This is a genomic window from Lentzea indica, from assembly GCF_012184385.1.
Lineage (GTDB): Bacteria > Actinomycetota > Actinomycetes > Mycobacteriales > Pseudonocardiaceae > Lentzea > Lentzea indica.
The window spans coordinates 13,301-29,393 of record NZ_VSRL01000052.1; the positions used below are offsets into that span (position 1 = coordinate 13,301).

Here is a 16,093-nt window from a genome sequence, read left to right on the forward strand (position 1 = left end):
GACACAACTCCAGAAGTGAGGTGGAAGGCCGTGACTAACTGAAGATGACGCGGGTGGGATCGGCCCAACCGGATCCGATCATCCTGCTTTCCGCGTAGGGGTAGGAGTTCAGGCCGTTGTAGTTGGTGAATGACCAGACCGAGCTGTCCGGGCGGACCGAGATGATCTCCGCCTTGCCGTCGCCGGTGATGTCGGCGAAGAAGGTCCGGTCAGGCGTCCAGCCGGAACCGATCTCCTGCGGCGTGTCGTAGGTGCCGTAGTCAAGGCCGCTGAGATTGCGATATGCCCACACGGTCGTGCGTTCATCAGCGTTCACCGTGATGAACTCGGCTTTGCCATCACCGTCGATGTCGGCGAACCGGATGGCCTCCGGGGCCGCGGTCGTGACCTTTACGATCACCGGCGAGGTCGAGAACGCCGTGGACTGGCCACGCTCGTTCATGCCGAACAGGTTGCGGTACACGCGAACTCGGCCGTCGGTGTCGATCGACACGCGGTCGTCCCTGCCGTCGCCGTCGATGTCCGCGAACTTGATCCGCCTCATCTCACCAGGTGCCGATCCAATGAAGATCGGATCGATGTACGGGAACCCGTTCATGCCGTTGACGTTCTTGAACGCCTTGATCCGGCCGTCGGGCTCGACGCCGATGATCTCGGACTTGCCGTCGCCGTCGATGTCGGCGAACCAGGTCCGGTCGTTCGACCAGCCAGAGCCGATGTGCTGCGAGGCCTGCGGATAGTCGCCACCGACGTTGAGATATGCGCTGACGTTGCCGTCGCTCTGTACCTGGACGATCTCGTCGTAACGGTCGCCGGAGATCGACGAACCCTTGAGTGACGTCCCGGGAAGCGCCTCAGGCGCAAGCACGCCCTGCCACACCTTCAGGTCGTCGATGTTGCCGTTGAAGAACTCCCCCACGCTGCTGCGGCCGACCGACAGCACACCCGTCGAGTTCCAGCCGACCACTCCTGTGACGGTGCTCTTCAGCGCAACCGGGGTGCCCTCGACGCCGGCGCTGAGCTTCAGCGTGCGCGCGTTGGCGTCGTAGGCGGCAATGAGGTGCGTCCACGTGCCCGCGGCCGCGGCGGCCTTGGCCCGCCACCACGTCGTCGGATTGGTCGGGGAATTCGGCATCTCGGCGCTCCACTGGGCACCGTCGTACTTCAGCACGAACGGATCCATAGTGGACGGACCATGCTGCACGACGACCGTGCGGGGTGTTCCCGTGCCGATGACCATGGCCCACACGTCCACCGAGAACGACTGGTCGGTGTTCAAGACGGCCTCGCTCGTGCTCGCGGAACTGCTGGTGCCGTTGAGCTCCAGGCCGTTGCCGTCGGCGGTCTCTGGGCGGGCCGGTCCCCACTTGGCTCCGCCGGCGAGGTTCAGCGTCAGGTCACGGCCGTACGGCGAGGAGTCGATCGCGGTGTCACCGCTGCCATCGTCGAACATCCACCAGCCCACATCGCTGTGGTTCAACCCGGCGTCGCCCAGCTCCAGCGACTCCTTCGGGGTGACCGTGCGGGTCCACGCACGTACCTCGGCCAGCTCGCCCTGCCACGGCTCGACAGCCACGGAGTTGCGCAGCGCCTTGCCGATCCACAGCTGACCGCCGGCGTTGAACCCTCGGCCGGCCGCGAGCAACTCGGTCTGCCGCTGCAACGCGCCGTCGACGTACAGCCGGACCTCCCGGCTGAGATCGTCGAACGTACCGGTCAGATGCGTCCACACACCCTGCACAGCTGGAGCGTCGGAGGTCGCGGTCTTCTGCGCGGCGTTCGCGGCATCGGTCTCCGCCAGCGAGAAGGTCCACTTGCGCGAACCCGAGTCGTAGCCGAGCCGGAACGCCGAGGTCGTGGAACCCTGCTGGCTCACCACCGTGCGGCTCGCCATGTCGTTGGTCAGGCGGACCCACGCCGAAACGGAGAAGCCTCTGCTCGTGTCGACGACGTTGGCGGTCGTCGCACCGTTCGCAGTGGTGCCGTTGAAACCGACGGACAGCTGCCCACCTGCCATGCGGCCGGCGCGAGCGGGATCGAGCCCAGTCAGCGTCAGATCGTGGCCGTTACCGGTGCCGTCAATCGACGGATCATCACCCGCGAACCACTCCGCCTCATTGCGCTTGGCACCCGCCACGGTGAACTGGAACTTCTTGCGGGTCGCGAGACCTGCCTTGTCAACCGCATCGACAACCAGCGTCTTCGGGCCTCCCGACGGAGGCGTCCAGCGCACCGACGTGCCCGCGGCGATCTCCGTCGAGGGTTGATCCGTGAAGCCCCAGCGGTACTTCACGACATCGGTCGACGTGCTGGAGAACGTGAAGGTGTCCGCGATGCCCAGCGAACCACAGCCCTCGGGCGCGCAACCCGTTGTCTTGTAGACGGACGAGCTGAAGGTCGGCGCGTCCGGGGCGGTGACGTCGACGCTGAACTCGCACCAGCCCGACGCCGGCCCCCACCGCTGCCAGTCGCCTGCGGTCATGCGGTAGGAGTAGTTGCCGGTGGTGAGGCCGTGCTCCGCGACCGCCCACGGACTACCGCCGTAGCCGGTGCCCACCACGCCGGGATAGAGGAGCCAGTCGTTCGACGAGGGCAGCTTGGCGACGATGTCGTTCGCGCCGTCAGCGTTGAAATCGGTGATGGTCCGCGCCATCGCACCCGACCAGCCGGCGCCGATGTCATGGCGAAACGAGCTGCCGCTGTACATCTCACGCTTCCCGCTGCCCAGGTACAGCCACATCGTGCCGTCGAACTCGGCGACGATGTCCGGAGCGCCGTCACCGGTCCGGTCGATCACGCCGAAGAAGCTGAACCCCTGCCAGCCGTAGCCCAGCACCACCCGCGGCTGACTCGACGGTGCGCGCGTTCCCTCGCCGGGATGGAGGTGGAGCACGCCATCGGCGTCCCTGGCGATCAGGTCCTGCTTGCCGTCGCGGTCGTAGTCCGCGAGCCCGGCGAAGGTGTAGCTGTTCCAGGTCGAGCCGAGCTGTACCCGCCCCTGGCTCGACACACCCCGCTTCGCCTCACCGGGATACAGCCAGAGCACGCCGGTCGTGTTCTCCCGCGCGACGATGTCCTGCTTGCCATCCTTGTCCCAGTCGGCGACACCCGCGATCGTGAACTCGCCCCAGCCGCTGCCGATCTCCACGCGATCGCCGGACCGCCACCCGGCGGGCGTTTCCACCGTGGGCAACAGGTACAGGTAGCCGTCAAGGTCACGGACCAGCAGATCGGTGCGACCGTCGTTGTCCCAGTCACCAGTGCCGATCAGGTTGTCCGACCACTCGACCACACCCGTGGGCAGCGTGCTCGGCTTGGGAAGCGAGTACTCGGCGGTGGTGCCGTTGCCCCACGGGTAACGATCGACCTGCGAGCTCGGGCCCTGCGTACCGTTGGGACGGATGCGCCGCCACTCGAAGCGGGTGTTCATGGTGTCCCCAGGATCGGGGTCGCTGACTCTGCCGCGGATCGTCGGCGTCGCGGTCGGCACGAAAGGCCTCGCGTCACCGGTCGCGCAGCCCTTGCGGTCGACGGTGAGCTGATCCGGTGTGTTCGGGATCGAGTTGTAGTCGATGGCGAGCACCGCGGAACCGGGGTTGAAACGCTTCCAGTAGTTGACGTTGCTCTCGTCGACGTGCATCACGACTGAGGCGTAGCCCCAGTTGCCCTCGGCCGCGCGCTTGATGACATCGGTGAAGTTGAACTCGACCTCACCCGGCCCCGCACACCCGTGCGTCGACCCGTACTTGCGGTTGGCCGCGCTCGACGCCGCCCAGTCATCACCCCACCAACCGGGCTGGTTGTTCCAGGTAGTGCCACCACCGAACTCGGATGTCACCCGGACAGTGGCGTTGGACCCGGTGTTGCACGTCCATGCCCACCGCTGCTCGACGCGGAACGACGCACCGGTGACGATCTTGCCCTTCACCCCGGAGGTGTCCATCCGGAAGTACGAACGGACCTTGTACGTCGAGCTCAGGCACTTGTTGTCCGACGAGACGTTGTCACAGGTGAGTCCCGTGCCCGCGCTGCCCCGCTCGCCCGAGTTCGCCAGATAGTCCTGGCCCTGGTTGTTGCGGCCCTGCCAGTACGTCGTGCCTGGGTCCTTGCTGGACACCAACGTCCACGCGTTGTCCGCCACCCTGCCCGCCCACGGCGGATCGATCATGACCGGATACCGCGTCCCGGCGTCGCTGAGCATCGCGGCATCCGGAACCACGGTGATCTCACCGTTCTCCACCGCGATCGGCATCGTCGCCGTGCGCTTCGTCCCCGGCTCCGCGGCCGCCGACCTCGCCGACACCTCAGCCGCGCCCTCGCCACCGGAGTCCCACATCAGCGGCGTCGGCGACATGAACACCACCCGCCCGGACGCGTCCTTGGCCTCCAGCCCACCGCCGGCGGGGTGCGTCGTTACCCCTGTCGTCGCGAACCCGAACCTGACCTTGGCGATGTTCGGGTTCTTCGCCGCTTCCCGGTTCTTCACCACCAGGATCTGTGAGAAGCCCTGCACCGACGCCGTGAGCTTCAAGTCCACACCCGGCAGCACCTCGGCATAGGTCGCGTCCGACCCGGACAACACCGGCGCCGGCAGCGGCCCGAACGGCCACGTGATCGAGAGTTCGCGGTCGCCATCACGCAACCGCGCCGCTGGACCCGTGCCACCCGCCGAGAACTCCACCGGCAGCACGGCAGCGACCGGCACCACCTTCGTACCCGTGACGCGCAACGTCGTGTCGATCCGCGACCACGACCCATCAGCCTTGCGCGCCCACCGCGGCTCCACCGACTGCTCCGTGGTGTAACCGCCCCCAGGCTTCGCGAACGTCTGCGAGTTCTCCGAACGCTGCGCAACGATCTCGACCCGGCGATCACAACGCGCCGCCACCTCCACGGCTGCCTGCGCCGTCGGCTGCGTATCAACGCATTCCGGCTCGGCCGCGCTGGCCGGCACCGCCACAAACGTCGCTGCGACTGTGACCGACAAGAACGCGCGCAGGACAAAGCCCTGCGCCACCCCGACGCGTGTCAACTGAAGCCCCCATATGAGCGCATATCGCGTCGTCAAGCGACACGACATCTGGCGATCCCCCGAACCCCTCTGGCGAGAGCCAGCTTCAGCCAACGGCAGACCGCCAACAAGGAGCCATTCGGTCTAGAAGGGCTCTCTGTGACCGAAGTGTGAGCAGCTTTCAGCGCGCGGAAGATCGCTCCTAGTTGCGCGAGCAGGCGAGCGTGAAGCGGACGGCCTGAGGCAAACCTCAGTTAAGTAAGGTTGCCCTATGACCGCGCTGCGCAACGATGCCGCCCGATTGGGGGCCGAGGGCGTCACGGTCGGGTACGCCGACCGGGTCGTGCTCGACAACCTGGACGTCTCCATCCCGACCGGTGTCATCACCACGGTCATCGGGCCCAACGGCTGCGGCAAGTCGACGCTGCTGCGCACGCTGTCCAGGCTGCTCAAACCGCGCCAGGGCACCGTGCTGCTCGACGGTCACGACATCGCGCGGCTCAGGACCAAGGACGTCGCGAAGAAGATGGGGCTGCTCCCGCAGACCCCGATCGCGCCAGACGGACTGACGGTCGCCGACCTGGTCGCCCGCGGCCGGCACCCGCACCAGAGCTGGGTGCGCCAGTGGTCGAGCGATGACGCGGACGTGGTCGCCAAGGCCCTGCGCATGACCGGTGTCGCCGATCTCGCCCATCGTCCGGTCGACTCGCTCTCCGGCGGGCAGCGGCAGCGGGTGTGGATCTCCATGACGCTCGCCCAGGGCACCGACCTGCTGTTGCTGGACGAGCCGACGACCTATCTCGATCTCGCGCACGCGATCGACGTGATCGACCTCGTCGACGACCTGCACGAGGGCGGCTGCACGATCGTGATGGTTCTCCACGACCTGAACCTCGCCGTTCGCTACAGCGACAACCTGATCGTGATGAAGTCGGGGGCCATCGTCGCGCAGGGACATCCGAGCGATGTGATCACGAGCGACCTGTTGCTGGACACGTTCGGCCTGCAGGCGAAGGTCATCGACGACCCCGTCAGCGAACGCCCGTTGATCGTGCCCATCGGCCGGACTCACGTGGTATCGAAGAGTGACCAAGGACTAGGTTAGCCTGCCCTAACCAGATGATAAGGTTCGCCTGTCCTAATTTCCCCCGCCGCGTGGGCAGCGAAGAACGAGGTGCCGAATGGGCCAGCGAACGACCATGACATGGAAGCGTCTGACCGCCGTGGCAGCAGCCGTGGTGGTCGGTGCCGGTGTCCTCGCCGGGTGCGGGTCCTCCACGCCGGCGTCGACCCCTGACGCGAACAACGCCTCCGGTGGCACGTTCCCGACCAAGGTCGAGCACTTCTTCGGCACGACGGAGATCAAGGAAGCGCCCAAGCGCGTCGTCTCCCTCGGCTACACCGACGACCAGACGATGCTCGCGCTGGGCACCGTGCCGGTCGGCATGGTCGACCAGTACCCGAACCCCGAGGGCAAGAAGCCCGACATCAACACCCAGTGGGCCTGGGTGAAGGACAAGTGGGGCTCGACCACGCCCGAGGTCGTCATGAAGAACGGCGACACCGAGCCGAACTACGAGAAGATCGCCCAGCTGCGCCCCGACCTGATCGTGGCCGTGTACTCCGAGGCCGACCAGGCCTGGTACGACAAGCTGAGCAAGATCGCTCCGACGGTCGGCAGGACCAAGGAGGAGAAGGAGCCGTTCAGCGCGAAGTGGCAGGACAACGCGCTGCAGGTCGCCAAGGCGCTCGGCAAGGGTGACGAGGGCGCCAAGATGATCAAGGCTGTCGACGACAAGATGGCAGAGGCGAAGAAGGCGAACCCGGCGTGGGCGAACGAGACCGCGGTCGTCACGTCCTGGTACAAGGACGCCGTCGCGCCGTTCACCACCACTGACGTGCGTGGCCAGCTGACGACGGGCATCGGCTTCAAGGGCAACACGAAGATCGACGAGATCGCGGGTGGCAAGTTCTACACGACGCTGTCCCCAGAGCGCATCGACCTGATGAACGTCGACCGCATCTTCGTCATCGCCGACGAGGCGGACCAGAAGTCGCTGAAGAACTTCCAGCTCTTCGCGAACCTGCCCGCCGTCAAGGCCGGCAAGGTCCACTGGATCCTCGACAGCGAGGGTCCCGCCGTTGGTGCCGCGATGTCGCAGGCCACCCTGGCGTCGCTGCCGTACGCGATCGACGAGCTGGTGAAGTCGGCCAAGTCGGTCGCCTGATCTGACGCAGCACAACCCCGGCGAAAGGTCTCTTCTCGTGACCACGAGTGTCTCTGGCGCGCCCGTGAACATCTTGCGCACGGCGACCGGACGGGAGGCCCTTCGCTGGGTGCGGGACCACTGCCGCAACGCTCCCGGCCTGCCGATCGCCACCGTGGTGGCGACGGTGGCCGGGGCGGTGCTGCAGATCATCCCGGTGTTCCTGCTGGGCACCGTGGTGGACGGAGTCGTCCAGGGACGCGACGCGTCGATCCTCTGGACGATCGGCATCGCCACGGTCGTTGCCGCGCTGGCCGGTGCGGCCATGACCGCGTTGTCGACCTACCTCATCGGCCGGGTCGGCGCGGAAATGCTGGCACGGCTGAGGGAAGGCGCGGTCCGCGCGGTGCTCGGGATGCCGAGCGCGCGGATCGAGCAGGTCGGCCGTGGTGACGTGCTGTCCCGCGTCGGCGACGACGTAGCTGTTATCTCCAAAGGTTTCCGCACGGCGATCCCGACGATCTTCTCGGCGGTCGTGCTGGTCGTCATCGCCACCGCCGGCATGTTCGGGCTCGACTGGAGGCTGGGCCTCGCCGGTGCCTGCGCGCTGCCCGCCTACGCGCTGGCGTTGCGCTGGTACCTGCCCCGTTCGCAACCGCTCTACCGCGCCCGCTCCGAGGCACAGGCCGACCGCGCGCAGGCGTTGATCAGCGGCCTGGACGGCATCGCCACAGTCCGCGCCTACCGTCTCGAGAACGCGTTCCGGGACAGGGTGACCGCCGAGTCGTGGCGGGTGCGCGACATCGGCATCGACGTTTTCCGGTTCTTCGGCCGGTTCATCGGCAGGGAGAACCGCGCCGAGTTCATCGGTCTCGGGCTGATCATCGTGGTCGGCTACGTCCTGGTGACCAACGGGCAGTCCTCGTTGGGCCAGGTTTCCGTTGCGGCGCTGTTGTTCCACAAGTTGTTCGTGCCGCTCGGCCTGATCATGGCCTTTTTCGACGAGGCGCAGAAGTCCGGCGCCGGGCTCACGCGACTCGTCGGTGTGCTCACGGAGTCCGACGGCGACGAGCTCGTCCGCAGCGCGGTCGCGGTCGACCAGAACGCCGAGCCGCTTCCGGTGTCGGTGCGCGGGCTTTCCTTCCGCTATCCCGAATCCGAGCACGACGTGCTGCGGGACATCGACCTGGAGATCCCCGCCGGCACCTCGCTCGCTCTCGTCGGCGCCACCGGTGCGGGCAAGACGACGCTGGCGGCTTTGGTCGCCGGCACTGGCACTCCGCTGACCGGTTCCGTGCACATCGGGTCCGCGGACCTCGCCGAACTCGACGAGGCGGGTGCCCGCGCGTTGGTCAGCATCCTGACCCAGGAGGCGCACGTCTTCGCCGGTCCGCTCGCCGAGGACCTCCGGCTCGCCGCACCCGATGCCACCGACGACGAGCTGATGGACGCGTTGCGCACGGTCGGCGCGGACACGTGGGTCGAGGCGTTGCCTCAGGGCCTCCAGACGGACGTCGGCGAGGGTGGCGAACGCCTCGACGTGACCAAGATCGCCCAGATCGCACTGGCCAGGCTCGTGCTCGGCCGCTCCCCCGTCGTGGTGCTCGACGAGTCGACGGCCGAAGCGGGCAGCCAGGGTGCCGCCGCGCTCGAACGGGCCGCCCTGGCCGCATGCCGTGGCCGCACAACGCTTCTGGTCGCGCACAGGCTGACCCAGGCCATCGCGGCGGATCGGATCGCCCTACTCGACGAGGGCCGTGTCCTGGAGCACGGCACGCACGAAGAACTTGTCGCGCGTGACGGGCGTTACGCGGCACTTTGGGCCGCTTGGCGATTCGGAACCGCAAATACTTAGGTTAGGCTACCTTCACCGATCGTGAAGGGATGGCTGAGTCGTCGATGGAACAGATGGCCGACCGTGACGTACTTCTTTCGACCGCCCGGATCGCCTCCATTCGGCGCCGCGCCGGTGAGTACCCGCAGCGGACCATCGCCGTCGCGAGTGCCGTCGCGCTGACCCACTGGGCCGACCCTGGTCTTGACGTCGACGGACTCGAGCTCACGCCTGCAACGCTTTTCGGCGATCTGCTCGTCTGGGCCGACAAGGGCCAGCGGTGGGACGTCACCGAACGGCCGGACGGCTGGCTGATCCCGTTGCCGGCCGGTGTCGATCCGGTCGAGGCACAACGGGCGCTGGACGACCTCGCCGAGTTCCCGAACCGCGCCGTCGGCACGCTGACCTCCCAGACCATCGAGGAGCGGCTGGCGGATCTGGCCCGGTGGAACGACAACGAGTTCCCGCGCGAACGGCCCTGCATCGTCGAGCTGTTCCGCGAACAGGCCCGGCAGCGCCCGGACGCCATCGCGATCAACGACGGTGACCGCGCTTTCACCTACGGCGAGGCGCTCGCCCGTTCCAACCAGTTGGCCCACCACCTGATCGAACGCGGGCTGCGGACCGAACAGGTCGTCGGCATCTCGCTGGACCGCTCGGCCGAGATGGTGATCAGCCTGCTCGCCGTGCTGCAGGCCGGAGGCGCGTTCGTGCCGCTGGACCCGCAGTGGCCGGCCTCCCGCCGCGAGTCCGTGATCACCGACGCCCAGGTCGTCTTGCTCCTCGGCACCGGCCAGCAGGGCGAGCCCGAGGCCATCGCCGTCGACCTCGACGACTGGGGATTCGCCGGCCACCCCGCTGAGCCGACGGACATCTCGATCCTCGGCGCCCAGCTGGCTTACGTGATGTTCACGTCCGGCTCGACCGGCCGCCCCAAGGGCGCGATGATCCGGCACGAGGCGATCAGCGAACGCCTGCTGTGGCAGGTGAACCAGATCCTCCACTTCGGACACGACGACGCGTCGCTGTTCAAGGCGCCGCTGTCGTTCGACATCTCCATCAACGAGATCTTCCTGCCGTTGGTGTGCGGCGGACGGACCGTCGTCGTGCGGTCCGGCGGCGAGCGCGACCCGCACCACCTGCTGCACACGATCGCCCGTCACCGCGTGACGTTCGTGTACCTGGTGTCGTCGATGCTGGACGTGTTGCTGAACATCGCCGGCGACGGTGAGCTGGCCAGCCTGCGGCACGTGTGGTGCGGCGGCGAGGTGCTGACTCCCGAGCTGTACGACCGGTTCCGCACCCAGCTCGACATCCCGATGTACCACGGCTACGGCCCGGCCGAGGCCACGATCGGTGTCTCGCACGTGATCTACCGCGGTGAGGCGGAACGGCTGTCGACGTCGATCGGCAAGGCCAACCCGAACACGGACCTCTACGTGCTCGACGACCAGCTGCGGCCGTGCCCGCACGGTGTCGGAGGCGAGCTGTACATCGGCGGCTTCCTGCTGGGCCGCGGCTACGTGAACGCGCCGGGCCTGACCGCGTCCCGGTTCGTGGCGAACCCGTTCGCCACCGACGGTTCGCGCCTCTACCGGACCGGTGACCTGGCGCGGTTCGCGCCGGACGGGTCACTCGACTTCCTCGGCCGCGTCGACAACCAGGTCAAGATCCGCGGCATGCGGCTGGAACTGGAGGACGTCGAGGTCGCGCTGGCCGAGCACCCGCGGGTCCGCCACACCTGTGTCGTGGTCAGGAAGAACTCCGCCGGCGGCAACTACCTCGTCGGGTACGTCGTTCCGTCCGACGAGAACCTGACCGCGGACGCCGTGAAGCAGTGGGCGACCGAGCACCTGGTCGAGTACATGGTGCCGGCGCACATCGTGGTGATGAGCGAGTTCCCGTTGACCCCCAACGGAAAGCTGGACCGCCGCGCCCTGCCGGAACCGACGGTCGAGACCGGGCCGGTCACCGCGGCGGCCAACGACGACGAGGCGGCGATCTGCGCCGCCGTCGCGTCGGTGCTGCGGGTCGAGCAGGTCGGTGCCGACCAGGACTTCTTCGAACTGGGCGGCGACAGCATCCTCGCGATCTCACTGCTGAGCGCGTTGCGGGCCGAGGGCGTCTTCGTCACGGCCACCCAGATCTTCGTCAACCGCACTCCCCGCGCGCTGGCCGCCGTCGCGTCTCGTGACGGCGCCTCGGCGGTCGACCACGACGACGTCGCGACCGGGCCGGTGGCGGGCCTGCCGATCGTGCAGTGGCTCGGTGAGACCACGGACGCCATCGACGGGTTCGTGCAGTCGGTCGTGCTCAACACCCCCGCGGAGCTCACCGCCGAGCAGCTCATCCAGATCCTCGACGCCGTGGTCGAGCGGCACGACATGTTGCGCGCCAAGCTCGTCAGGGGCGAGCGCTGGTCGTTCGACATCCCCGAGGACGGCCATGCGTTGTGGGACGCGAGCAACGCTCCGATCGAGGAATGCGTTGCAGCGGCGACCGAGGGGCTGAACCCGGACGCGGGCATCATGCTGCGAGCGGTGTGGCGGTCGGAGGCGCGGCAGCTGGTCATCGTGATCCACCACGTGGTGATCGACGGTGTGTCGTGGCGCATCCTGTTCGACGACCTCGCCCAGGCGTGGCAGCAGGTCTCTTCCGGTGCGGCGGTGGAACTCCGCCCGGCTGGCACGTCGTTGCGCCGCTGGACCCAGCTGCTGGAGAAGGCGGACTTCGAGTCGGACCGCGAGTACTACCAGCGCCCGCTGCCGGGTGTGGACCAGCTGCTCGGCCGGCGTGAGCTGACCGACGAGGACGTCGTCGCGGGCGAACAGGTCCGCACGGTCACCGTGGGAGCGCAGGCGACCGCGGCACTGCTGGGCGACGTGCCCGCGTTGTTCCACGCCAAGGTCAACGACGTGCTGCTGACCGGTCTCGCCGTCGCGCTGGCCAAATGGCGCCGCGACAACGGCCAGGACCAGACGTTCGCGCACGTCGAGCTGGAGGGCCACGGCCGCGAGGGCCGGTTCGTGCCGCTCGACCCGGACCTGTCGCGCACGGTCGGCTGGTTCACGACGCTGTTCCCGGTGACCGTCGATCCTGGCCAGATCGACGACCTGGCGGCCGCGCTCAAGCGGGTCAAGGAAGATCTCGCGCAGGTACCGAGCAACGGCGTTTCGTACGGCGCGCTGAAGTACCTGGGACGCAACGAGTTCGACGTCCCGCGGCCGCAGGTGCTGTTCAACTACCTGGGCCGGTTCAGCGGTGGCACCACCGGCGACTGGCAGCTCGCGGAGAACGCGGGTCAGCTCGGCGAGAAGCGCGACCCGGCGATGCGGCTGCCGCGGGCGCTGGAGTTCAACGCCTCCGCCGAGCCGGGCGCTGACGGCGAACTGGAGCTGGTCACGGTCATCTCGTGGCCGTCGGGTGTCTTCACCGACGACGACACGGCCAAGATCGGCGAGTACTTCGTTACAGCGCTGGAGGGTCTGGCGGCGCTGACGCAGGGCGGGCACTCCCCCAGCGACTTCGACCTGCTGCCGCTCACCCAGGCCGACGTCGACTCGCTCGACAGCCCGGCGTTGCGGGACGTCCTCCCGCTGACTCCGTTGCAGGAAGGCCTGTACTTCCACTCGGTCTTCGACGACGAGTCCGCGCACCGGTACGTCGAGCAGCAGCTGCTGACGCTGACCGGATCCGTCGACGCCCGCAAGCTCGAAGCAGCAGCGACCCGAGTGCTCGAGCTGTTCCCGAACCTCGCCGCGCGGTTCCTCGGCCTGCCGGACGGACGGGTCGTCTCGGTGCTGGAGTCCGGGGTCCGCCCCGAATTCTCCACTGTGGACGGTCAAGGCATGACCGACGAGGAGATCCAGGCCTACGCCGAGCAGGACCGCGTCGCCGGGTTCGACCTCGCTCGCGGCCCTCTCATGCGCTACACGCTGATCCGCACGGCTCCTCAGCGGTACGTCCTGGTCCAGACCGTGCACCACATCATCGCCGACGGCTGGTCGGTGCCGCCGATGCTGCGCGCGTTGCTGGCCGAGTACGACGCTCCGGGCTCGGTGCACACGCGCGGCAGCTACGCCGACTACGTGCGCTGGCTCGTGCACGCCGACGCGGCGGAGAGCGACCGCGTCTGGGCGGAGGAACTCGCAGGGCTGCCAGGCCCGTCGCTGGTCGTGGAGGGGCACGAGCCGTCGGAACGATTCGCCGACACGGCGATCGACGCACCCGCGGGCTTCGACGAGACGCTGCGGGCGGCCGGGGTTTCGCTCAGCGTCGCCGTGCACAGCGCGTGGGGCGTGACGCTCGGCGGCATCCTCGAAAGCCAGGACGTCGTGTTCGGCTCCACGGTGTCCGGCCGGGACGCGGACGTGGCCGGTATCGACGAGATGGTCGGTCTGTTCATCAACACGATTCCGGTGCGCGCCAAGTGGTCCGGCGACACGAGCGCTTCTGATCTGCTTGCTTCGATGCAGCGGCACCAGACCGCCGTGCTGCCGCACCAGCACGTCTCGCTCACCCGGATCGGACGGCAGGCACCGCACGGCTCGTCGTTCGACACGCTGGTCGTCTTCGACATCGCGCTGGACGTGGCCGCGCTCGGCTCGGCAAGCGGGTTCGAGATCACCGACGTGGTGAACGAAGGCGCGCCGCACTACCCGTTGACCATCGAGGTCCAGCGGCACCACGACGGCACGCTGCGGTTCAACCTGATCTACGACACCCTCGTGGTGCGGGAGGCCGGTGCGCAACGGATCGTGCGCGCGTTCGCCGACACGCTCACGGCTTTGCTCACCGGGGACTCGATTCCCGCTCCCGTTCTCACGGACACCCGCGCCGGCGCGGACATCGTTCCGGTGACGCTGGCGCAGCTCTTCGACCGGGCGGCCGAGCGCGACCCTGCCGCCACCGCCGTCACGTTCTGCTGCCTCGACGGCACGTCCGAGTCGATGACCTACGGCGAGCTGGTCGAGGCCAAGAACCGGCTGGCGACGACGTTGCAGGCTTGTGGTGTCGGCCCGCACACGCGGGTCGCCGTCGCCGTCCCGCGGTCGCTGGAGCAGGTCACCGCGCTGATCGCGGTCGTGTCGGCTGGTGCCGCGTACGTGCCGCTGGACCTGGCCTACCCGGACGACCGGCTGGAGTTCGTGCTCGCGGACGCCGCACCCCAGGTGGCGTTGGTGGAGCCGGGTCAGCAGGAACGTTTCGAGGCCATGCTCGCCCGCGCCGGTGTCTCGGCGACCGTGCTGTGCATCGACGACGTGGTGCCTGGTTCGTTCGTGGAGCCCGTGGTCGACTGGCGGCACCCGGCGTACATGATCTACACGTCCGGCTCGACCGGGCGGCCCAAGGGCGTCGTGGTGTCGCACGAGAACGTGGTCTCGCTGCTGGTCAACACCGCGCCGGAGATGCAGTTCGGACCTGCCGACGTGTGGACGCAGTTCCACACCTACTCGTTCGACGTCGCGGTGTGGGAGTTGTGGGGCGCGCTGACCCACGGCGGTCAGCTGGTCGTGCCCGAGCACAGCCTGACCCGCTCGCCGGTGGACTTCCGCAAGCTCGTCCTCGACCGCGACGTGACGATCCTGTGCCAGACACCGTCGGCGTTCTACCAGTTCATCGACGCCGACCTGCACGCTCCGGAGCCGCTCACCGCGCTACGGCGGGTGATCTTCGCCGGTGAGGCGCTCGACCTGGGTCGTTTGCGCGGCTGGGTCGCGCGGTACGGCACGGGCAGGCCCGAGCTGGTCAACATGTACGGCATCACCGAGACCACCGTCCACACCACCTACCGGCTGCTCGACGACATCGATTTTGGTCTTGGCAAGGAGGTCAGCCCGATCGGTGGCCCGATCGCCGGTCTTCAGACCTACCTGCTCGACGATCAGCTCCGGCCGGTGCCACCGGGTCAGGTCGGCACGATCTACGTCGCGGCCGCAGGTGACGCTCGGGTACAACGGACGGCCGGGCCTGGCCGCGAGCCGTTTCGTCGCGGACCCGTTCGCGGGCGACGGCTCAAGGATGTACCACTCCGGTGACCTCGCTCGGCGAAACCTCGACGGCGAGCTCGAGTTCCTCGGCCGCGCCGACCTCCAGGTGCAGCTCAAGGGTTTCCGCATCGAGCTCGGCGAGGTCGAGTCCGCGATCCTCGAGATCGGCGGGGTCGTCGACGTGGCGGTGACGGTGGCAGACAGCGCCGACCACCTCGTCGCGCACGTCGTCGGCACGCCGTCGGCGGACATCGCGGCCGCGCTCGGGGCCAAGCTGCCGGTGCACATGGTGCCGCAGCGGGTGATCCTGCTGGACGCGTTGCCGCTGACCATCAACGGCAAGCTCGACCGCAGGGCGTTGCAGGAACGCGCCCGCCAGGAGGACGACGCTCTAGCAGCGGTCGTCGTTGCTCCGGCGCTGGCGTCGCTGGTGGAGGTCTTCGCGGCCGCGCTGCCGGGGTCCACTGTGGACGCCGACACCGACTTCTTCGCCGCCGGTGGCGACAGCATCATCGCGATCGTGTCGTCAACCGGGCTCGGGCGCTCGGCGTGCGGTTCGCGCCGCGCGATCTGTTCCTGCACAAGACACCGCGGGCTCTCGCGGAGAAGTTCGGCGGTCGGGTGGCCCCGGTCGCCGTCGCGGCACCGGTGGAGCGGCAGGACGGACCGATCGCGCCGACGCCGATCGTGCTGCGGCAGCGGGAACTGGGCGGCGAGCTCAAGCTGTTCGCTCAGGCGCGGCAGCTGGACTGTGCCAGCCTGGCTGACGCACAACGCGCTGCGAACGCCGTGGTGAAGGCGCACGCGGCCCTGCGGATGCGGTTGACGGTCACGCACGGGGTCTGGTCGCTCGGAATCGATCCCGATTGGCAGGCCCCCTGGGGGGATCGGGTCCCCACTCCGTATCGTCTCAGGCAGGTCTGACAATTCTGGCGATCCGCGGCTCGGCGCGAACGAGGCCGCTCGCCGACTCGGCCCCGAAGCCGACGCCTTGCCGGCCGGTGAGGTTCCCCGTCGTCCTCGCGACCGCCGACGACCCCCGAGGTCGCCG

General features: G+C 68.3%; 6 protein-coding genes. 5 read left to right on the forward strand and 1 reads right to left on the reverse strand.

Annotation, left to right across the window (positions count from 1 at the left end):
• Positions 1 to 34: 34 nt before the first annotated feature.
• Positions 35 to 4,954 (reverse strand): LamG-like jellyroll fold domain-containing protein, encoded by a 4,920-nt coding sequence (locus FXN61_RS16835; protein ID WP_167974998.1) that lies wholly within the window; start codon positions 4,952 to 4,954, stop codon positions 35 to 37.
• A 328-nt stretch (positions 4,955 to 5,282) separates the two neighbouring features.
• Between FXN61_RS16835 and FXN61_RS16840 the strand changes: the two genes are divergently transcribed.
• From FXN61_RS16840 to FXN61_RS50740, 5 genes are all read left to right on the forward strand, one after another.
• Positions 5,283 to 6,116 (forward strand): ABC transporter ATP-binding protein, encoded by an 834-nt coding sequence (locus tag FXN61_RS16840; RefSeq protein ID WP_167975000.1) that lies wholly within the window; start codon positions 5,283 to 5,285, stop codon positions 6,114 to 6,116.
• A gap of 94 nt (positions 6,117 to 6,210) precedes the next feature.
• Positions 6,211 to 7,239 (forward strand): iron-siderophore ABC transporter substrate-binding protein, encoded by a 1,029-nt coding sequence (locus FXN61_RS16845; RefSeq protein WP_223165473.1) that lies wholly within the window; start codon positions 6,211 to 6,213, stop codon positions 7,237 to 7,239.
• A gap of 37 nt (positions 7,240 to 7,276) precedes the next feature.
• Positions 7,277 to 9,073: an ABC transporter ATP-binding protein gene (locus FXN61_RS16850; protein WP_167975004.1), complete on the forward strand. Its 1,797-nt coding sequence runs from the start codon at positions 7,277 to 7,279 to the stop codon at positions 9,071 to 9,073.
• A 29-nt stretch (positions 9,074 to 9,102) separates the two neighbouring features.
• The gene (locus tag FXN61_RS16855) at positions 9,103 to 15,090 is read left to right on the forward strand and encodes a non-ribosomal peptide synthetase (RefSeq protein ID WP_223165474.1); all 5,988 of its coding nucleotides are present in this window, start codon (positions 9,103 to 9,105) and stop codon (positions 15,088 to 15,090) included.
• Positions 14,993 to 15,838, forward strand: a complete 846-nt coding sequence (locus tag FXN61_RS50740) for a non-ribosomal peptide synthetase (protein WP_223165475.1) — start codon at positions 14,993 to 14,995, stop codon at positions 15,836 to 15,838. The genes FXN61_RS16855 and FXN61_RS50740 overlap by 98 nt, the downstream gene beginning before the upstream one ends.
• Positions 15,839 to 16,093 lie beyond the last annotated feature (255 nt).